At 58.1% G+C, this 19,973-nt stretch carries 20 protein-coding genes; 12 read left to right on the forward strand and 8 right to left on the reverse strand.

The window, feature by feature from the left end:
* The first annotated feature begins 91 nt into the window (after nt 1-91).
* Both mutS and RDA78_RS06750 read left to right on the forward strand, forming a co-directional pair.
* Nucleotides 92-2,812: a DNA mismatch repair protein MutS gene (gene mutS, locus RDA78_RS06745; RefSeq protein WP_434054567.1), complete on the forward strand. Its 2,721-nt coding sequence runs from the start codon at nt 92-94 to the stop codon at nt 2,810-2,812.
* A 127-nt stretch (nt 2,813-2,939) separates the two neighbouring features.
* Nucleotides 2,940-4,085 (forward strand): MFS transporter, encoded by a 1,146-nt coding sequence (locus tag RDA78_RS06750; protein ID WP_434054568.1) that lies wholly within the window; start codon nt 2,940-2,942, stop codon nt 4,083-4,085.
* Here the strand turns inward: RDA78_RS06750 and RDA78_RS06755 are convergent.
* Nucleotides 4,070-4,603, reverse strand: coding sequence for a DUF2244 domain-containing protein (locus RDA78_RS06755; protein ID WP_434054569.1), 534 nt, complete (start codon nt 4,601-4,603; stop codon nt 4,070-4,072). The genes RDA78_RS06750 and RDA78_RS06755 overlap by 16 nt on opposite strands.
* A 22-nt stretch (nt 4,604-4,625) precedes the next feature.
* On the opposite strand from RDA78_RS06755, the gene nth reads away from it, so the two are divergent.
* Nucleotides 4,626-5,441 (forward strand): endonuclease III, encoded by an 816-nt coding sequence (gene nth, locus RDA78_RS06760; protein ID WP_434054570.1) that lies wholly within the window; start codon nt 4,626-4,628, stop codon nt 5,439-5,441.
* Between the two features lie 2 nt (nt 5,442-5,443).
* Nucleotides 5,444-5,977, forward strand: coding sequence for a GNAT family N-acetyltransferase (locus RDA78_RS06765; RefSeq protein ID WP_434056112.1), 534 nt, complete (start codon nt 5,444-5,446; stop codon nt 5,975-5,977).
* A gap of 18 nt (nt 5,978-5,995) precedes the next feature.
* Here the strand turns inward: RDA78_RS06765 and irrA are convergent, their stop codons facing one another.
* Complete coding sequence (gene irrA / locus RDA78_RS06770) at nt 5,996-6,427, reverse strand: iron response transcriptional regulator IrrA (protein ID WP_434054571.1); 432 nt, start codon at nt 6,425-6,427, stop codon at nt 5,996-5,998.
* Nucleotides 6,428-6,765: 338 nt separating this feature from the next.
* On the opposite strand from irrA, the gene fabA reads away from it, so the two are divergent.
* The 3 genes from fabA to fabI all read left to right on the forward strand — a co-directional run bounded on the left by fabA (nt 6,766) and on the right by fabI (nt 9,447).
* Nucleotides 6,766-7,272 carry a 3-hydroxyacyl-[acyl-carrier-protein] dehydratase FabA gene (gene fabA / locus RDA78_RS06775; RefSeq protein WP_306142358.1) on the forward strand — a complete coding sequence of 169 codons (507 nt, stop codon included), beginning with the start codon at nt 6,766-6,768 and terminating at the stop codon, nt 7,270-7,272.
* A gap of 128 nt (nt 7,273-7,400) precedes the next feature.
* The gene (gene fabB / locus RDA78_RS06780) at nt 7,401-8,624 is read left to right on the forward strand and encodes a beta-ketoacyl-ACP synthase I (protein ID WP_434054572.1); all 1,224 of its coding nucleotides are present in this window, start codon (nt 7,401-7,403) and stop codon (nt 8,622-8,624) included.
* Between the two features lie 10 nt (nt 8,625-8,634).
* A complete protein-coding gene (gene fabI, locus RDA78_RS06785) occupies nt 8,635-9,447 on the forward strand; it encodes an enoyl-ACP reductase FabI (protein WP_434054573.1) in 813 nt (270 codons plus the stop codon).
* Between the two features lie 549 nt (nt 9,448-9,996).
* On the opposite strand, the gene RDA78_RS06790 is transcribed toward fabI, so the two are convergent.
* Nucleotides 9,997-10,536 (reverse strand): SH3 domain-containing protein, encoded by a 540-nt coding sequence (locus RDA78_RS06790; protein ID WP_434054574.1) that lies wholly within the window; start codon nt 10,534-10,536, stop codon nt 9,997-9,999.
* 248 nt (nt 10,537-10,784) lie between these two features.
* Between RDA78_RS06790 and RDA78_RS06795 the strand changes: the two genes are divergently transcribed.
* Both RDA78_RS06795 and RDA78_RS06800 read left to right on the forward strand, forming a co-directional pair.
* Entirely contained in the window at nt 10,785-11,771 is a 987-nt protein-coding gene (locus RDA78_RS06795; protein WP_434054575.1) for a 2-hydroxyacid dehydrogenase, read from the forward strand.
* A gap of 21 nt (nt 11,772-11,792) precedes the next feature.
* Nucleotides 11,793-12,680 carry an aminoglycoside phosphotransferase family protein gene (locus tag RDA78_RS06800; RefSeq protein WP_434054576.1) on the forward strand — a complete coding sequence of 296 codons (888 nt, stop codon included), beginning with the start codon at nt 11,793-11,795 and terminating at the stop codon, nt 12,678-12,680.
* A 39-nt stretch (nt 12,681-12,719) separates the two neighbouring features.
* Here RDA78_RS06800 and dnaQ read toward each other — a convergent pair whose 3' ends face one another.
* The 5 genes from dnaQ to RDA78_RS06825 form a co-directional block, all read right to left on the reverse strand.
* On the reverse strand, nt 12,720-13,433 hold the full coding sequence (dnaQ, locus tag RDA78_RS06805; RefSeq protein ID WP_434054577.1) for a DNA polymerase III subunit epsilon: 714 nt from the start codon (nt 13,431-13,433) through the stop codon (nt 12,720-12,722).
* 78 nt (nt 13,434-13,511) lie between these two features.
* Entirely contained in the window at nt 13,512-14,108 is a 597-nt protein-coding gene (coaE, locus tag RDA78_RS06810) for a dephospho-CoA kinase (protein ID WP_434054578.1), read from the reverse strand.
* Complete coding sequence (locus RDA78_RS06815) at nt 14,105-14,953, reverse strand: shikimate dehydrogenase (RefSeq protein ID WP_434054579.1); 849 nt, start codon at nt 14,951-14,953, stop codon at nt 14,105-14,107. The genes coaE and RDA78_RS06815 overlap by 4 nt, the downstream gene beginning before the upstream one ends.
* Nucleotides 14,950-15,543, reverse strand: a complete 594-nt coding sequence (locus RDA78_RS06820; RefSeq protein WP_434054580.1) for a Maf family protein — start codon at nt 15,541-15,543, stop codon at nt 14,950-14,952. Before RDA78_RS06820 ends, RDA78_RS06815 begins: the two co-directional genes overlap by 4 nt.
* Nucleotides 15,544-15,575: 32 nt before the next feature.
* Nucleotides 15,576-16,424 carry a pyruvate, water dikinase regulatory protein gene (locus RDA78_RS06825; protein WP_434054581.1) on the reverse strand — a complete coding sequence of 283 codons (849 nt, stop codon included), beginning with the start codon at nt 16,422-16,424 and terminating at the stop codon, nt 15,576-15,578.
* A gap of 427 nt (nt 16,425-16,851) precedes the next feature.
* Here RDA78_RS06825 and hemE point away from each other — a divergent pair, with 427 nt between their 5' ends.
* The 3 genes from hemE (at nt 16,852) to rho (ending at nt 19,871) form a co-directional block, all read left to right on the forward strand.
* A complete protein-coding gene (gene hemE, locus RDA78_RS06830; RefSeq protein ID WP_434054582.1) occupies nt 16,852-17,880 on the forward strand; it encodes a uroporphyrinogen decarboxylase in 1,029 nt (342 codons plus the stop codon).
* 4 nt (nt 17,881-17,884) lie between these two features.
* Nucleotides 17,885-18,313 (forward strand): protoporphyrinogen oxidase HemJ, encoded by a 429-nt coding sequence (gene hemJ, locus RDA78_RS06835; RefSeq protein ID WP_434054583.1) that lies wholly within the window; start codon nt 17,885-17,887, stop codon nt 18,311-18,313.
* Between the two features lie 292 nt (nt 18,314-18,605).
* Nucleotides 18,606-19,871: a transcription termination factor Rho gene (rho, locus tag RDA78_RS06840; protein WP_152499163.1), complete on the forward strand. Its 1,266-nt coding sequence runs from the start codon at nt 18,606-18,608 to the stop codon at nt 19,869-19,871.
* The last annotated feature ends 102 nt before the right edge of the window (nt 19,872-19,973 follow it).

Genomic DNA, 19,973 nt, shown 5'->3' on the forward strand with positions numbered 1-19,973 from the left:
ACACGACCTTATCCCCTGGAAAATGAAGCCTCAAGCCAAGATGGCATACCCCTTTTGTGGAATGACACCCAAGGTTTGCTACGTATTTCACATGAGTGAACAGAGCGCCCAGAAAATCGCCCCGGCAGACCAGAAGGTCACGCCGATGATGGCCCAGTTTATGGAAATCAAAACTGCCAATCCGGACAGCCTGCTGTTCTACCGGATGGGCGATTTCTACGAACTGTTTTTCGACGACGCGGAAGTTGCCTCGCAGGCCCTCGGCATCACGCTCACAAAACGCGGCAAGCACCAGGGTGCCGACATCCCCATGTGCGGGGTGCCGGTCCATGCCGCAGACGACTACCTGCAAAAACTCATTGCCAAGGGGCACAGGGTCTCCGTCTGCGAACAGACCGAAGACCCCGCGGAAGCCAAGAAGCGCGGCTCCAAATCGGTGGTGCGCCGGGATGTAGTGCGGCTGGTGACGCCGGGAACACTCACCGAAGAGCGCCTGCTGGACGCGGGCGCGAACAATTACCTCATGGCGCTCACCCGCCTGAAAGGCGGTTCGCTCGGCAATGATGCAGTGTTCGGCCTCGCGTGGATCGACATGTCGACCGGGTCTTTCCAGGTTTCGGAAACGGACCAGCAACGGCTCACCGCCGATCTGGCGCAGGTGTCGCCCCGCGAACTGATCCTTGCCGACACGCTTTTGCAGGAGAGCGAGCTGCGCATCATCGCGGAGCAGTCGGGAAGCGCCTTGTCGCCGGTTCCGCGAGCCTTTTTCGACAGTTCGACGGCGAGCGACCGGCTGGGTCAGTATTTCGGCGTGAAGACGCTCGACGGATACGGAACCTTCAGCCGGGCGGAACTCTCTGCCGCTGCCGGGATCCTGTCCTACATTGAACGCACGCAGCTTGGGGAGCGCCCACCGCTCGACCCGCCCGTGCGCGAGGCGGGGACGGGCCGCATGCTGATCGACCCGGCGACCCGGGCCAACCTCGAGCTTGCCCGCACGCTGTCCGGCGAGAAGCAGGGGTCTCTGCTTGCGACCATCGACAGGACGGTCACCGGAGGCGGATCGCGTCTCTTGGCCAGCCGGCTTGCCGGACCGCTGATCAATGTCGACGCCATCCAGCAGCGGCACGATTCCGTTGCCTACTTCCTCACCAACGAGATCATGCGGGAAGGATTGCGCCAGACGCTCAAAGGTGCGCCCGACATGGCCCGGGCGCTCTCCCGGATCGCGCTCAATCGCGGCGGTCCGCGCGATGTTCTGAGTGTCGCGCAGGGCCTCGCCGCCGCGCGCGCGGTTCTCGATCAGACCCGGATCGGAGATATTCCGGCCGAAATTGCAGAGGCCCGGCAAAGCCTTGAACGCGCACCGCACGCTCTCGGCGACCAGCTTGTGTCCGCAATCAAGGAGGAGCCACCGCTTCTGAAACGGGACGGCGGGTTCATCGCCACCGGCTACAGTTCCGATCTCGATGAACTGCGCGCGCTGCGCGATGAAAGCCGCAAGGTGATCGCGAAGCTGCAGGCGGACTATTCGGAGGAACTCGGCCTCAGATCCCTGAAGATCAAGCACAACAACGTACTCGGCTGGTTCATCGAAGCGCCGACCGCGCAGACGGAAAAACTGACCGCCGATCCGGGGCGGTTCATTCACCGGCAGACCATGGCCGGCGCCATGCGCTTCACCACCACCGAACTGGCGGATCTGGAATCCAAGATTGCCAGCGCGGGCGAGCGGGCCCTTGCCATCGAGCTGGAGATCTTCGACCGGCTTGCACGGGCAATTATCGATGCGGGCGACGCGATCAAGTCCGCCGCACAGGGTCTCAGCATTCTTGATGTTTCCGCGGCGCTGGCGAAGCTTGCCCAGGACGAAAACTATGCCAGACCGACCGTCGATGACAGCCGCGCCTTCGATATCAAGGGCGGCCGCCACCCCGTTGTGGAACGAGCGCTCAGGTTATCGGGCGGCGACAGCTTTGTTGCCAACGACGCCAATCTCGGGCCCGATGCGTTGGAGGAAACCGGCCATATCTGGCTGATCACCGGTCCGAACATGGCCGGTAAATCGACCTTCCTGCGCCAGAACGCCCTGATCGCCGTCCTCGCCCAGATGGGGTCCTTCGTACCGGCGGCGGAGGCGCATATCGGGATTGTCGACCGGCTGTTTTCCCGCGTGGGTGCTGCCGATGATCTGGCGCGGGGCCGGTCGACATTCATGGTCGAAATGGTGGAAACCGCCGCCATTCTCAATCAGGCGGGAGACCGCTCGCTGGTGATCCTCGACGAGATCGGTCGCGGCACCGCCACCTTCGACGGCCTCTCCATCGCGTGGGCAACAATTGAGCACCTGCACGAGGTCAACAGGTCCCGGGCGCTGTTTGCGACCCATTATCACGAACTGACCGCGCTCTCGGCCAAGCTGGAGCGGCTGTCCAATGCGACCGTCTCCGTCAAGGAATGGAACGGCGAGGTCATCTTCCTGCACGAAATCGTGCCCGGCGCTGCCGACCGCTCCTATGGCATCCAGGTCGCCAAGCTCGCCGGACTGCCGGCGAAGGTGGTCGAACGGTCGAAGCAGGTACTGAGCCAGCTGGAAGAACAGGATCGGCGCTCGCCGGCGGAAAGCCTGATCGACGAATTGCCGCTCTTTGCCAGCATCGCGGCAACACCGCCCAGCGCGCCGAACGCGGCGAGCGAACCTGATCCGGTCGTCACGGCGCTGGACGATATCGACCCGGACGACATGACCCCGCGGGAAGCGCTCGATGCACTCTACCGGCTGAAAACACTTCAGACGCGCATCAAGGAGTGATCGCTCTTTTTGCGTGACCCGGCCCGCAAGGGGGACTAGGGTACGGATGACCTGCCTGACCCTCCCACCTGCGGCGATTTCGACAATGTATTCCCTATCGCAACTCCCCCGTCAGGTGTTGCTGATCATGCTCTTGCAATTCATCAAGAGCCTCGGCGCTTCTGCGCTGATCCCGCTGATGAGCTTTTTCATCGTGGAAGGTCTCGGGTCCAGTCCCTGGCAGGTTGGATTTTACACAGGCCTGGTGATGCCGCTCACCCTGATCGCAAACCGATGGGCGGGAGAGCGGCTCGACCACGGCTTCCCGGTAAAACGCCTGCTTCTGATCTCGATTTCGGCCTTCATCATCGCGACGGCGCTGCTCACGCGGGTGTCTGGTCTCCTGATGCTTGTTCTTCTCGTTGCGCCCCTCATGAGCCTCGCCAATATGGGGTCAGGCACGATTTTCACCTATGCGCGCCTCTATGCAGAGCGCAACGGGCTCGACGTTGCCCGGATCAATTCCTGGCTTCGCATGACGGTGTCGCTTGCATGGATGATCGGACCGGCTGCATCCTTCACGCTGGTATCCCTGGTTGGCTTCGCCCCAACATTCCTGAGCGCCTGCGTCGTCGGCCTCTGTTTCCTTGTTCTTAGCTGGCGCGCCGTGCCTGCAGGATTCAGGTCGGAGCGCAAGAGAAAGGACACCGGCGGCGGAGAACCTGTCAATTGGCGTTTGCTGATTGCCGGGCTGACCTGCCTTGGCTTCATCATCACGAACACGCTTTTCGTCTCCGCCATGCCGCTGTTCTTCGTGAAGGAAATCGGTTTGCCCGGATCAACACCCGGCCTGTCCCTGTCGGTGAAGTGCGTGGTCGAGGTGTTCATGATCTTCTGGTCCGTTCGGCTGGCCGAACGCATCGGGATCCGCCAGGTGCTCATGATTGCTGCCGTCCTCGCTCCGACCAGCATGATCCTGTTCGCCCAGGTGACCGAATTCTGGCACGTGATGGCTGCATCCGTGGTAGAGGGGGCGTATTACGGACTGTTTGCCGGGGTCTCGATCAGCTACGTGCAGAGCTTCGCGCCCGACAGGCCCGGGCGCGCGACTGCCGTCTACATGAACAGCCTGTTTCTGGGTGGCATGATCGGCAGTGTCTCGATGGGCGTGATCGCCAGCATGGCGGACTTCAAGACCGTGCTCTATGTTGCCGCCGGGTCTTCCGTGGTTGCCCTGATGATTTTGCTGGCAACGTTCCGATTGAAGCCCGGACCCGCTCAGGAAACCGTCTGAACACCGCCAGATTTCGCGACCGACAGTGCATTCGCCATGGCGCCGGCGAAGGTCGTTCTGTCGTCCGGATTGAGGAAGTTGCCCAGATCGACGCTTTCTCCCCGGCTCGTCAGCGTGATCTTGACGACGCCTTCGTCCTCGATCCGGTCGATTGAAAGCCTTACCCAGAAGGGATTGAAGCAGAATTCCTGATACCGTTTTCCCGGTCCGACCTTTCGAATGATCAGCTCGTTGCGCGAAACAATCACTTCTTCATGGGTCCGCGCAGACTTGTAGTTCATGCGGAACGCAAGCCAGAGCAGCGCGATATCCAGGCCGAAAAAGCCGAAGACCGGCCAGGCGCCGATGCTCCAGAACAGAATGCCGGCAACAAAGCTGACAGCGCCGAAACACAGCATCAGGATCATGAACCCGTTTGGGCCCAGCGAGCGGTGCGGAGTCAGCACGGCCGTGAAAAAAGGCCGGTCCAGCTCGTCAGTCCGATCATTATTCTCGGAATTCGGATTGTTCTCGCTCATGAGGTCTGATTATAGAGGGTTCATGACCCAAGCAAAGAGCCCCGCCGCCCGCAAATCCCAAAAACGGCCCGCCAAGCCGAAGAAGACCAGGAAGACGGCCCCTTCCGTGGACAATCCCGGAAAGGTCCTGAAGCGCTCGCGCTACAACAAGGCCGAGACCTATGCGATCTTTCAAAGGTTCCATGCGGACAATCCCGAACCGGAAGGCGAACTCGACTACATCAATGCCTTCACATTGCTGGTTGCCGTGGTCCTGTCGGCACAGGCAACCGATGTCGGTGTGAACCGGGCGACAAAGAACCTGTTCCAGATCGCCGACACGCCCGAAAAGATGCTGGCGCTTGGCGAAGAGCGCGTGCGGGAGGAAATCAAGACCATCGGCCTTTACAAGAACAAGGCGAAAAACGTCATCCTCCTGTCGGAGCAGCTTATCCGGGACCATGGCGGCAGCGTGCCCGAAGACCGGGAAGCGCTGGAGAAGCTGCCGGGCGTCGGCCGGAAAACAGCCAACGTGGTCCTGAACATTTATTTCGGCCATCCGACGATTGCGGTCGATACCCATCTTTTCCGGCTTGGCAACAGGATAGGAATTGCGCCGGGCAAGACGCCACTCGATGTCGAAAAGGCCATGGAACGCGCCGTTCCGAAAGAATTTTCACTTCACGCGCATCACTGGCTGATCCTTCACGGGCGCTATATCTGCAAGGCGCGCAAACCGGAATGCAGACGCTGTGTCATCTATGATCTTTGCAGAAGCCCGGAGAAAGAGCTGTTTGATGCCGTCCCGGAGATTGCCGTACGCACCAAAGCAATGATCGAAAGGGGTGATGTCGCTTGAGTATGTCCAGCGGACCCGTTCCGGCAAGCAGCCGGCTCGCATTCCGGTTGCCGAAAACAAGTGATGCTTCCTTCTACAACAAGCTCATGAATGAGCCGGACTATCACCGCTTCATCGCAGATCGCGGCATCCGGTCTGATGAGGACGCTGTCGCGTTCATTGAAAACAAGACACTCGCGCAATTTGCCGAACACAAGGTCGGCCTTTGGCTCGTGGAACTGACAGAAACCGGCGCTCCGGTCGGAGCATGCGGGCTGGTGATACGCGACGATCTCGACGCTCCGGATCTCGGCTATGCCTTTCTGGAGGAAGCGCGCGGCAAGGGCTATGCAAGAGAAGCAGCCGGAGCCGTGCTCGATTTCGTGCGGGAAGAGATGGATCTGCCAATGATCTGCGCCATCACGCATACGGAAAACGAGCGCTCAGCCAGCCTGTTGCTCAAGCTGGGTTTCACCGCAAGAGGTCAGCGCTATCTGGCTGCCTACGACGATACATCGGATTATTTCGAGTACGAATTCGACCGAAACCGGACGTGATCAGGCGCAGCCGGCCAATCAGCTTTTTTCGCGCACCCTGACGACCACATCAACGCGCACGATCTCCATGCCCTCCGGGGCCTCCGGGATCGCGTTGATACCGACACCTTCGCCCGGTATGTCGATCACCCTGTTTTCACCTTCGATGAAGAAGTGATGGTGATCAGACACGTTCGTGTCGAAATAGGTCTTGTTGCCGTCGATGGCGACTTCGCGCAAAAGCCCGGCCTCGGTAAACTGGTGCAGCGTGTTGTAAACCGTCGCCAGGGAGACCGGTACGTCCGCAGCAACCGCTTCTTCGTGAAGAAGTTCCGCGGAGATATGGCGATCACCCTTGGAGTACAGCAATTCAGCCAGGGAAACGCGTTGGCGCGTCGGCCGCAAACCTGCGGTTCGCAGTATGTTGGTCACATCCTTGCCGGTCGTTTGCGTTGCCGCGTGCGTTGTCATTCCAGTGAGTTCCAAAGCTAAGTCCCTGTTTTAACGAGCTTTTTTTGGAAAGAGCTCAGTCTTCTAAGGGTTTGCTGCACAATTTGTTCGCCTATATCTGCCATTTCTTGTGCCTGAAATGCAAGTTTTAACCGCACGGCACCATGAAACGCGCCGGTTATATTTGATCTCTACTTTTGCTCGCAACTCGCCAAATCGCCTTGAATTCCCTGAAAATTCACGCAACTGACATCTTTCGAACATGGTTCCCCTGTGTTAGGAAGGCGCCGCAAACAGAACCAAAAACAGACCCGTTCCGACATGGGATTGTGGGTAGGAAGCAAGAAAACGGATCCTGAATGACCGAGCGCCGCTCCAGCTACGACTACGAAGATCTCCTCGCCTGCGGCCGCGGCGAGCTTTTCGGCCCGGGCAACGCCCAATTGCCGCTCCCGCCGATGCTGATGTTCGACCGTATCACGGACATCTCCGAAACAGGGGGCGAATTCGACAAGGGTTATGCGCGCGCCGAATTCGACATCAAGCCCGATCTCTGGTTCTTCCCGTGCCACTTCCAGGGCAACCCGGTCATGCCGGGCTGTCTCGGACTGGACGCCCTGTGGCAACTCACTGGTTTCGTGCTCGGCTGGCTCGGTCTGGAAGGAAAGGGCATGGCGCTCTCCACCGGCGAGATCAAGTTCAAAGGCATGGTCACTCCGGATGTGAAGCTGGTCGAATATGGTATCGACTTCAAGCGCATCATGAAGGGACGCCTCGTTCTCGGCATTGCCGACGGTTGGCTGAAGGCCGATGGCGAGCAGATCTACAAGGCAACGGACCTGCGCGTCGGCCTGGCAAAAACCTGAGGCCCGACTCATCGAAAGCATCCGGCCGGCGGTCCTTTGTCTTGGGAGCGCCGGTTTGTGCATTATGTAAGGCAAAAGAGCCAAACAGCGGACCGGGGCTCACGCCCCGGATAAATTAGGAGACCGCAATGAGACGCGTTGTCGTCACCGGTATCGGAATCGTATCATCCATCGGATCGAATGCCCAGGAAGTGCTGGCCAGCCTCCGGGAAGGCAAGTCCGGAATTCAATTTGCCCCGGATTATGCGGAGCACGGCTTCCGCAGCCAGGTTCACGGTATGCCGGATGTCGATATCCCGTCCCTGATCGACAAGCGGCAATTGCGTTTCATGGGCGACGGCGCGGCCTATAACTTCATCTCGATGCAGCAGGCGATCGCAGACAGCGGACTGGAAGAAAGCGACGTCTCCAACACGCGCACCGGCCTGATCATGGGGTCCGGCGGCCCGTCCACCAAAAACCTTTTCCAGGCGCACCAGATCGTTCTTGAAAAAGGGGCGCCGAAGCGCATGGGCCCGTTCATGGTCACCCGCGGAATGAGCTCGACCAACTCGGCCTGTCTTGCGACACCCTTCAAGATCAAGGGCATCAACTATTCGATCACCTCCGCCTGCTCGACGTCGGCGCACTGCATCGGCGCCGCGACCGAACAGATCCAGTTCGGCAAGCAGGACGTGATGTTCGCAGGCGGCGGCGAAGAACTCGACTGGACGCTGTCCTGCCTGTTCGACGCAATGGGCGCCATGTCCTCCAAATACAATGACACCCCACAAACGGCATCGCGCGCCTACGATTCCACGCGTGACGGCTTCGTCATTGCCGGTGGCGGCGGTGTCGTCGTTCTTGAGGAACTGGAGCGCGCCAAGGCGCGCGGTGCGAAGATCTACGCGGAAGTCACCGGATATGCGGCTAACTCCGACGGCTATGACATGGTCGCCCCGTCCGGCGAAGGCGGTGAGCGCTGCATGCGTCTTGCCATCGAAACGCTTGGGGACCGCAAGGTCGACTACATCAACACCCACGGTACATCGACGCCTGTCGGCGATATCGGCGAGATCGAGGCGATCCGGCGTGTTTTCGGCGACAACCAGCCGCCTGCTTCCTCAACCAAGTCGCTGACCGGCCACAGCCTCGGGGCAACGGGCGTTCAGGAAGCGATCTATTGCCTGCTGATGCTTCAGAACGATTTCATGACGGCCTCCGCCAACATCGCGGAGCTCGACCCGGCCCTCAGCAAGGACGAGATCGTGACGGAACGGGTCGACAATGCCGGCCTGGACACCGTCCTTTCCAACAGCTTCGGTTTTGGCGGCACCAACGCCTCCCTCGCGCTGTCACGCTACCACGGCTGAGGAGACCGACATGTCTGATCTGATGAAGGGCAAACGCGGCCTGATCATGGGCGTTGCCAACGACCACTCCATCGCATGGGGTATTGCCAAGACCCTGTCCGAACACGGTGCGGAACTCGCCTTCACCTATCAGGGCGAAGCGTTCGGCCGGCGTACGAAGCCTCTGGCCGAATCTGTCGGCAGCGACATACTGCTGCCGTGTGATGTTGAGGACATCGACTCCGTCGACGCCGTCTTCAGTGCCTTGAAAGAACGCTGGGGAAGCATTGATTTCCTCGTCCACGCGATCGCTTTTTCCGACAAGTCGGAACTGCGCGGCAGATATGCCGACACGACGCGCGAGAACTTCTCCCGGACGATGCTGATTTCCTGCTTCTCGTTCACCGAGATTGCGAAGCGGGCCGCGGAGATCATGCCGGATGGCGGGTCGATCATCACGCTGACCTATGGCGGTTCGACCAAGGTCATGCCGAATTACAATGTCATGGGCGTCGCCAAGGCCGCACTTGAATCCTCCGTCCGGTATCTCGCGGTCGATTACGGTGAACAGAATATCCGCGTGAATGCCATTTCGGCCGGCCCGGTACGGACGCTGGCCGGGTCCGGCGTTTCCGACGCGCGCCTGATGTTCAATTTCCAGAAACGGAATTCACCGCTTTGCCGCACCGTTTCGCTCGACGAGATCGGCGGGACCGGGCTCTACCTCCTGTCAGACCTTTCCGGCGGCGTCACAGGTGAAGTCCATTTTGTCGACAGTGGCTACAATATCATGTCAATGCCGCGTCTCGATGAGTTGAAGGCACAGGAAAACCAGGCGGATTAAGGGTTCAACGACCCCACCGGCGGTTCAAAGGCGGCCCATGGCCGCCTTTTATACTTTTTGCAATTGTTACCAGTTTGACGCCATCCTTCGAGACAGACCTCCGGTGTTCCTCAGGATGAGGCAGAAAATGCAGCAAGGCCGGCTCAGGCTTGGCTCAATGGCAGGAAAGTAGAAAGTCTCGAAACGGTTTCGAACAAGGAATTCGATCCCACTTCCTCATCCTGAGGAAGCGCAGCGCGCTGTCTCGAAGGATGCACGGCAGCTGACGGCAACGTCATCGCCGTAAGAAGGAAAAGCCATTGTCGCGGCCCGTGAAAACCTTGCTTTCCCATTGAAGTGCAACCAACTGACCGTCACACCACTGAGGTCATCCCCGACTTGATCGGGGATCCAATGGCTTTCGATTTATGCAGTAGGTTGCTTGATTGTACTCATCAGACGCGCCGGAGAGTTCCCAATTGCTCTGGAAGTGAGTAGATCCCCGAACAAGTCGGGGATGACACCAGCTGATTGGATCAAGGCAGTGGATCGCGCGCTTCCGAACCCTGCTCAGTCTTGCAGGATCTCGTCGGGATAGACGCCGAAGAGGCGGGTCTGGTCGAGCCAGCCTTCGTATTCGGCTCCATTGACGCGGCACCAGCCGCCGGCACATTCGGTGACCGAAGTGAGCACGAACGGTTCCAGTTCTGCAACGATGTCAGCATCGGATTTGGAGCGTGCGCGCAGCGGGGTCCGGTTGGTCTTTTCCCAGGGCGTGACGAGAGCGGTGCGGCGGCCTGAAAGCAGGGAGTGAAACACCCAGCCGACCTTGCCTTCCCAGTCGCGGATCCGGCGCCAGTTTTCGAATTCCTGGATGATCTCGACAGGCAGGCCTGACTGAACGAACGTCCAGGCGACGGCATGTTCGCGAGAGGGGCCAACCCTCACATTGACGCGGTCCGACTTCAGGCTGACGAAGCGAGGCACCGGCAATCCGGAAGCGCCTGTCGTCGTGCCTTGCGCCCCTGCAGGCACAATGGACCAGCTGATCGCGAGAAGGATTGCTATCACACTCAGGATTTGGCGGCGGCCTGGAAACGAACAGGTCATATTATCCAGTTGTCCAACTTGTTCTTGATCTTTGAGTTGCGTCAAATCTGTAACGAAAAAACTGCGTAAAAACCACCTTGCCGTTTCAGGCACGTGGGCAATGCGCCGCGAATGAAACCGATCTCTTGTTTCTGCCGAACCATCTGGTAAGGAGAAGGGTGCGGTCTCGTGCGCTCGCGCAACGCGCAGCATCAAGGTGAATCCATTGGGGTTAACAAACTCCCAATGAATCGCGAAAGGCAGTTGGTATGGCGAAAAAGAAGCCTGTCGTTGTTGTGACCCGGAAGCTTCCGGACGTGGTTGAAACCCGGATGCGTGAGTTGTTCGAAACGCGCCTCAATGAAAATGACAGGCCCTTCAGCCAGGCCGAACTGGTCGAGGCTGTCAGATCTGCCGACGTGCTTGTTCCGACCGTGACCGACCGGATCGATTCGTCGGTTTTGTCGCAGGCCGGCGAAAACCTGAAACTCATCGCCAATTTCGGGAATGGTGTGGACAATATCGATGTGGTGACCGCCAATAATCGCGGAATCAATGTCACCAACACGCCCGGCGTTCTGACGGAAGACACGGCCGACATGACCATGGCACTGATGCTGTCCGTGCCGCGACGTCTTGCCACAGGAATAAGCGCATTGGAAGCAGGCGACTGGGCCGGCTGGTCGCCGACCTGGATGCTTGGCCACCGGATCTGGGGAAAGCGGCTCGGGATTATCGGCATGGGCCGTATCGGACAGGCCGTCGCGCGCCGCGCCAAGGCGTTCGGCATGTCGATCCACTATCACAATCGCCGCAAGGTCGCCGACGACATCGAAGATGAGCTTGAAGCAACCTACTGGGAAAGCCTCGACCAGATGCTGGCGCGCATGGACGTGGTTTCCATTCACTGTCCGCACACGCCGGCAACGTTCCATCTCCTGTCGGCCCGCCGGCTGAAGCTCCTGAAAAAGGACGCCTATGTCGTGAACACCGCGCGCGGCGAGGTGATCGACGAAAACGCGCTGATCCGCATGCTCGAAGCCGGCGATCTGGCCGGTGCCGGACTCGACGTTTTCGAACACGAACCGGCCGTCAATCCGAAGCTTGTCAAACTCGAGAACGTGGTGCTTCTGCCGCATATGGGGTCGGCCACGATCGAGGGCCGGATCGAGATGGGCGAGAAGGTCATCATTAATATCAAGACCTTCATGGATGGCCACCGCCCGCCGGACCGCGTCCTGCCGTCGATGCTGTAGCGCGGCGGATCGAGCCGCTTCTTGAGCAACTCCGGGCCCAGTCTTCCTTTCCAGGTACCCGAAAAACTCTTGTGGCTCGCAAACAAGCAGGCTGGGAGGGACTGGCTGAATCGTCTTCCGGTTCTTTTCGAAGCGGCCCTGTCGAGGTTCGATCTTCAATCTGTCGGGCAACCCTTCACAGGCGGCAATGTCTCTCTTGTCTTGCCCGCGCGGCGCAGTGCAGAAAACGTTGTCCTGAAACTGCAGTTCGTTCACCGGGAAACCCGGCATGAGGCCGATGCGCTCCGCCTTTGGAACGGGCAAGGGGCTTGCCGGCTTCTTGGCCACGAACCTGAGCTTGGTGCCCTGCTGCTGGAACGATGCCGGCCGGGCCGCTACCTCGCCGACGCCACGGACACGGACCAGCTCGCTATCCTCGTAAATCTCCTGCGCAAACTGATGGTTCCCGCTGAGGCGCCGTTCACGCCGCTCAGCGAAGAGGCGGCCGGCTGGATTTCCGCTCTCGAGAGGGATTGGCGCAGCGCCGGAACCCCTTGCGAAAAGCGCCTCGTTGATGCTGCCGTCGCCGCGGTCAACGATCTTGGATCTGAAGAAACGGGATCCCTGCTCCTGCACCAGGACCTTCACGGCCACAACATCCTGTCGGCGGAACGCGAACCGTGGCTGGCGATCGATCCGAAACCGCTCGTCGGTGACCCCGCCTTTGCACTCAGCCCGATCGTGCGCAGTTTTGAATTCGGTCACACAAAGGAGGCGACCCTTCATCGCCTTGAACGTCTTTCGGAGGAATTGGAGCTGGACCGAGAGAGGGCACGGCTTTGGACCGTCGCCCAAACCATGGCCTGGGCCTTCGATAGCCCCCATTCGGAACGACATTTCCAGACATGCCGTTGGCTCATGACCGGTTAGACCGGCAAAAAGGGATCGGGCCGCGGGCCGGGTAAACGACTAATCGCCGTATTTACCCCAAAGAGCGCTTTCCCCCATGCCTTTGACAAAAGCCTTGTGTGCCGCATATTCCTCGTCCGTCAATCGGGACGCGAGCGGTGCCGGACGCTTCCGGGCGTTGAAGGTTCCCAGTTCACCCGAAATCACGGCGGTATCGGACGAGGTTGACACCTCTTCTTCGGGCACCAGCCCAAGGGCCGTCTGGCGTCCGCCGATCAGTTCCAGATAGACTTCCGCAAGGATTTCCGCATCAAGCAATGCGCCATGCTTCACGCGTTTGGAGTTGTCGATGCCGTAGCGCGAGCACAGAGCGTCCAGTGAGTTCGGGCCTGACGGGTGCTTGCGGCGCGCGATTTCGAGCGTGTCCAGGACCTGGGTGTTCGAAATGATCCGCCGACCGGCGCGTTCAAGCTCCGTGTTGATGAAGCCCATGTCGAAGGCCGCATTGTGAATGACGAGGGTTGCTTCGCCGACAAACTCAAGGAATTCGTCGGCGACGGCGGCAAAAAGCGGTTTGTCGGACAGGAATTCCTCTGAAAGACCATGAACCCGGAAAGCCTCTTCGGGCATGTCGCGTTCCGGATTGATATAGACGTGGTAGGAATTCCCGGTCGGAATGTGATTGATCAGTTCGACACCGCCTATTTCAACCAGGCGGTCACCCCCACGGGGGTTGAGGCCGGTCGTTTCCGTATCAAAGGATATTTCGCGCATGGTTCGCCTTTCACTGCCTCGACCAGTGTGCCGTGTCTGGGTCATGACGCAAGCGGGCCGACCGGTTTTCCCCGGGCATCAGTCCTGTGCCTTGCCATTCCGGATCTCGGCGAGGATTTCGTCGACCCTTCTTTCCGCAGCCTCCATTCCCAATCCGGTGTCGATCAGGAAATCGGCGCGTTTTCGTTTTTCAGCGTCCGGCACCTGTTTCGCCAGGATGGCCTGGAACCGATCCTCGCTCATGCCGTCTCGCGACAAAACACGTTCGCGCTGGATGCCGGCGTCCGCCGTCACCACAACAACAAGGTCGACCCGATCCTCACCGCCCGTTTCAAACAGAAGCGGGATATCCAACAGGACAACCGAGTGGCCATCAAGCCGTGCCAGGTCCAGGAAGGTCTGTTCCTCTTCGCGCACCAGCGGATGCACGATGTCCTCCAGACGCTTCATCGCTTCCGGATCGCGGAGAACCTGTTTTGACAGGAGCGAGCGATCTACCTTCCCATCCACGATCGTTCCGGGAAAAGCGTCGCCAATCAGCGGCACCGCACGGCCCTCGTAAAGCGCATGAACGCAGGCGTCGGCATCGTGAACCGGAACGCCTCTTGCCGCGAACATGTCGGCAGTCGTCGACTTGCCCATGCCGATGGATCCGGTCAATCCGATCCTGATCACGTGATCACTCCGAGATCCTTGAGCGCAAGCGTCCTGAGCTCATCCGTCACAACGGGCCTTTCGCCGAACCAGCGCTCGAATGCGGGCACCGCCTGGTGCAGCAACATGCCGATGCCGTCGACCGTCGGGTTTCCACGGGCAGCTGCCTGCTTCAGCAGATCGGTTTCAAGTGGCGAATAGACAATGTCGTTGACTAGCGCGGTTGCGGGCAGGTTTTTCAGATCGATTTCAAGCGGCGGTTTGCCGGTCATGCCAAGGGATGTCGTGTTCACCAGCACATCCGCCTGGGCAAGTGTTGTGCCCAGATTTTCCCAGCCATGGGCGACTGTTCCGTTTCCGAACTCATTGCTGATTTTCTCGGCTTTTTCCCTGGTTCGATTGACGATATGCACCGTTGTGTATTTCCGGGAAAGCAACGCCCATACAATGGCGCGAGCCGCTCCGCCGGCACCCAGAACGACCGCTGTGCCCGGCGTCTCGTCCCAGTCCGGAGACAGCTGATCGAGGTTGCCGAGAAACCCTAGTCCGTCGGTATTGGCGCCGCATAGTCTGCCTGCCTCGTCGAGCCAAAGCGTGTTCGCCGCACCCATTGCGCTGGCGGCGTCATCGAGCCAGTCGCACGACTTTGCCGCAATCTCCTTGAACGGGACAGTCACGTTGGCCCCGATCAAACCTGAATCGGCAAAGTTTCCATAAAAGTGTTCGGCGTTTTCGGGCAGCACATCCACGCGCCCGTATTCACCCTCGAGCCCGTGCTTTTCGAGCCAGTAGCCGTGTATGAGCGGCGATCTTGAATGGGAAACGGGATGACCGGTTATGGCGGCCTTTCTCACGAGCCGGGTCATGTCTCTACGACCCCGAGCGTGCGCAGTTCCGCCAGCAAAGGCAGCATGGGAAGACCCAGGATCGTGAAGTAATCACCATCAATCTTTTCAAAGAGTTGAACACCCAATCCTTCCAGTTGATAAGCGCCGACGCTCGAAAGAACGCTGTCTCCGGCATTCGCCAGGTAATGCCCGACAAAAGCCGGGCTCAGATCGCGCATTGTCAGCCGCGCCGTCGAGACATTGCGCCAGATCGCTTCGCCGCCGCGAGAAATCACGACGGACGAATGCAATTCGTGGGTCTTGCCGGAAAAAGTGAGCAACTGCCGGCGCGCGGCTTCCATATCCTCCGGCTTGGTTCGACGTTCACCTTCAAAGGCGAGAATCTGATCCGCCCCAACCACAAGATCTGTGGGTCTGCGGCTGCTGACATCGTTGCCCTTTGCCTCGGCCAAAACGCTCGCGAGGTCTTCGGGAGGAAATTTCGCTTCCAGAAGCGGTTGTTCCACGGCTCTTTCATCGACATCCGAAGGGTCCGTCTCAAATGAAAGACCCGCGTTTTTCATCAATTCGGCGCGGATCCGGCTGCCGCTGGCAAGTACAAGTGCCATGTTGTCTCTCTCGTGTCAGTGCATCGGGTGGCTCAGGACCCGGCCGGATTCACGGCTTCCGACTTGAAGTCCTTGAAGAGTGTCATGATTTCAGCCGCTGTTTCCTCCACGGATCGCCTTGTGACATCGATCAGCGGCCATTCATTTTCAGAACACAGGCGGCGGGTCATGTTGATTTCCTGCGAAATCTCCTTCCGATCAACGTAAGTATCGTTGTAACCATCTGAATTCAATGAAAGAACTCGGTTTCGGCGAATCTGCTGGATACGTTCTACCGATGCTATCAGACCAATGATCATAGGGCCTTTCAGGGATTTGACATGCTCGGGCAGGGGGATACCCGGAACCAGCGGTACATTGGCAGCCTTGATGCCCCGGTTGGCGAGATAGATGCAGGTCGGTGTCTTTGAAGTCCTGGAAATACCGATGAGGACGATGTCGGCGGATTCGAGATCGTCCCAGACCTGGCCATCGTCATGCAGCATCGTGTAATTGAGCGCTTCCATCCGGCGGAAATATTCCGCGTCGAGTTCGTGTTGTCCACCAATGCGGTGTGTCTGCGTGACGTTCAGGTAGGACTGAAAAACCGCAAAGACCGGATCAAGAATGTTTACGAAAGGCAGCCCGAGATCCCGGCACTTCTGCTCCAGGCGCTTTGCTATTTCGTTGTCAACGAGAGTGTAGAGCACGATCCCGGGTGCGTTCTCGATTTCCGAAATGACCCTGTCCAGCTGTTTGGATGAACGGACCAGCGGATAGACATGCTCTATCTCCTGGACATTCTCGTATTGAACCGTTGCTGCGCGTGCAACGGTCATCAGTGTTTCACCGGTCGAGTCGGACACGAGATGCAGGTGAAAATAGTGTCGCGACTTGTTCACGGTATCATCCCCAGGGCTGTTGACGGATTGGGAGTCGTCTTGGTGTCAGAGCGGGGTGTACGAAGTTTATGCCCGTTCATCAATATTTGTTAACAAAGCTCTAACGCGCGGAAACTGTATCCGAAACGATTGTGCATGGATGTGGATTCACATTTCATCTGTGACATTTCGACAGCCTATCCACCTGTGCCCAAACTCTTAACGAAAGGTAAACACTCTGCCAACCATCTGAATATAAATCATGAATTGAGTTTTCGACTCTTGCTGAGTTGTTTCCTTCGTCCCTTTACCCAAGTTTTTCCCGCACGGAAATTTGTGCAAACGCATTGTGGATAGAAATTGATCCCGGTAATCCACTCGCAATAAGAAAAAACAGATTCAAATATAGAATCTTGTTTGATTTGAAATGTGGGAAAGGTGGAGCCTTATGAAGTCGCAAGACAGAACCGTGATGCGGGTTCTCTCGGGAGAAAAGATCTGGCCCCCTCCCATCTGGATGATGCGGCAGGCAGGACGCTATCTTCCCGAGTATCGGGAGGTCAGGGCGAAAGCACGAAACTTCCTGGATTTCTGTTACTCCCCGGACCTTGCAACAGAGGTCACTCTCCAGCCGATTCGCCGCTATGGTTTTGATGCGAGCATTCTGTTCTCCGATATTTTTGTCGTCCCTGACGCAATCGGCTATCCAGTGCGTTTCGAGGAAGGGCGTGGGCCTGTTCTCGAACCTCTTTCTTCCGACCTGATCGATCGTCTCGAACAGGAAAGGGCTGAGGATCATCTCAAACCGGTCATAGAGACGGTAAGCCGCCTTCGGGCTGAGCTTCCCCAGGAAACGACGCTGCTGGGCTTCTGCGGCGCTCCCTGGACCGTTGCGTGCTATTCAGTTGCCGGTCACACCACGCAGGATCAGGTCGCTGCCCGTGTCGGGGCCTATCGCGATCCGGATCTCATGCAGCGTTTTGTCGACCAGCTCGTTACCGCCTCGATCCGGTACCTGGTCCGGCAGCTTGATGCAGGAGCGGATGCTGTCCAGATTTTTGATACTTGGGCAGGCGTTCTGGATGATGCCGGTTTCAGGCGCTGGTCCATCGAACCAACGAAACAGATCGTCGACGGGGTCCGCGCCGAGCGGCCCGATGCGAAGATTATCGGGTTTCCGAAAGCTTCATCGGCACGGGTTCTGTCTTTTGTCGAGGGCACGGGTGTTGACGCGGTCGGCTTTGACTGGACCGCTCCGGATCAGCTTGCGCTGGAAATCCAACGTAAGCTTCCCATCCAGGGGAACCTCGACCCGATGCGGCTTGTGGCCGGCGGACCGGCCCTGGAGGACGGTGTCGCGCATATTCTTCAGACGTTCGACAAGGGGCCGCTGATCTTCAATCTCGGCCACGGCGTCACTCCGGATGCCGATCCTGAAAATGTTGCGAAAATGGTTGAACAGGTTCGAAGGGGCTGAGTTCATGGATCTGTTCTTGTGGGTCAAGTCCCTCCACGTCATCTCGATTATCGCATGGATGGCGGGGATGCTGTACCTGCCGCGGCTGTTCGTCTATCACGCCGAGGCAGAAGCCGGTTCGGTTCAGTCCGAAACGTTCAAGATCATGGAGCGCCGGCTGCTGAAGGCAATCATCAATCCTTCGATGATAGCGGCCTGGGTATTCGGATTATGGGCTGCATATGAAATCTCGGCATGGCAGGACGGGTGGTTCCACGCCAAGTTCACGCTTGTTCTGATCATGTCCGGCGTCCACGGTTATCTCAGCCGGTGTGTGAAGACGTTTGCAGCTGACAAGAATACGCGGCCGCCGCGCTTCTATCGAATTCTGAATGAAGTTCCGACCGTACTGATGGTTGTGATCGTCATCCTGGTCATCGTCAAACCGTTTTGAAGATTGCGGCAAACGCCCCGCGGCAGCTGGCCGGGTCCAGCTGCCTTTTTATTAGCTTGTAGTCTCGCGGCAGAGCCTGAAAAATCGGCAGATTTCCGGGCTTGCGATTCGGTAAAAAACACATTATCTTCGCGCCACTTCAAATCGGCGCATGCAGTTTCGACTTGTATCGTATCGCCGAACAATCTGGACACATCTAAACGTCTCTCAGATACCTTCTGGCCGACCCATCATCTCCGGCACAGAATGACCTTCCAAATATCATCCCTATAACAAGACAGACCCCTACTCGATGCGGGAAATGAAACTCAAAGATCTAAAAGAAAAAACACCGACCGAGCTGCTGCAATTTGCTGAAGAGCTTGAAGTCGAAAACGCCAGCACCATGCGCAAGCAGGAGCTGATGTTCGCCATTTTGAAAAATCTGGCTGCCCAGGATGTCGAGATTATCGGCGAAGGTGTCGTTGAAGTCCTTCAGGACGGCTTCGGCTTTTTGCGATCTCCCGATGCAAACTATCTGCCTGGCCCGGATGACATTTATGTTTCGCCCTCCCAGATAAGACGCTTTTCGCTGCGAACCGGCGATACCGTCGAGGGCCAGATCAGAAGCCCGAAAGAAGGAGAACGGTATTTCGCGCTTCTCAAGGTCAACACGATCAATTTCGAAGATCCGGAAAAGGCACGGCACAAGGTTCATTTCGACAATCTGACACCGCTTTATCCCGATGAACGTTTCCGTATGGAGATCGAGGATCCGACGATCAAGGATCTGTCCTCGCGGGTGATCGATCTGGTGGCACCTCTCGGGAAAGGCCAGCGTGCGCTGATCACCGCTCCGCCAAGGACCGGTAAGACCGTCTTTCTGCAGAACATTGCCAAGTCGATCACGAACAATCATCCGGAGTGCTACCTGATCGTTCTTCTGATCGATGAACGGCCAGAAGAAGTTACCGACATGCAGCGCACCGTGAATGGCGAAGTTGTGTCCTCGACTTTCGACGAGCCGGCGTCGCGTCATGTGCAGGTTGCTGAGATGGTCATCGAGAAGGCGAAGCGGTTGACGGAACACGGCCGCGACGTGGTGATCCTGCTTGACTCGATCACGCGCCTTGGCCGAGCCTATAACACCGTGGTGCCGTCTTCGGGCAAGGTTCTGACAGGCGGTGTCGATGCGAACGCCCTTCAGCGGCCGAAACGGTTTTTCGGTGCAGCGCGTAACATCGAAGAGGGCGGATCGCTCACGATCATCGCGACCGCGCTTATCGATACGGGCAGCCGGATGGATGAAGTTATCTTCGAGGAATTCAAGGGAACGGGTAACTCCGAAATCATCCTTGACCGCAAGATATCCGACAAACGCGTTTACCCATCGATCGACATTCAGCGGTCCGGCACGCGCAAGGAAGAATTGCTTGTGCCGCATGAACGTCTCAAGAAGACATTCGTTCTGCGCCGCATTCTCAATCCGATGGGAACCGTGGATGCGATCGAGTTCCTTTTAGACAAGTTGAAGCAGACGAAGTCAAACGACGAGTTCTTTGACAGCATGAATACCTGATCCCCACGAATGGCTGAACAGGTCAAAGGCGCGAACCACGGGTTTGCGCCTTTACTTTTTGTTAAGACTTTCGAACCGGATCCGCGGCGCAACCTTTGAATC

The organism is Roseibium sp., from assembly GCF_051016195.1.
Classification (GTDB): domain Bacteria; phylum Pseudomonadota; class Alphaproteobacteria; order Rhizobiales; family Stappiaceae; genus Roseibium.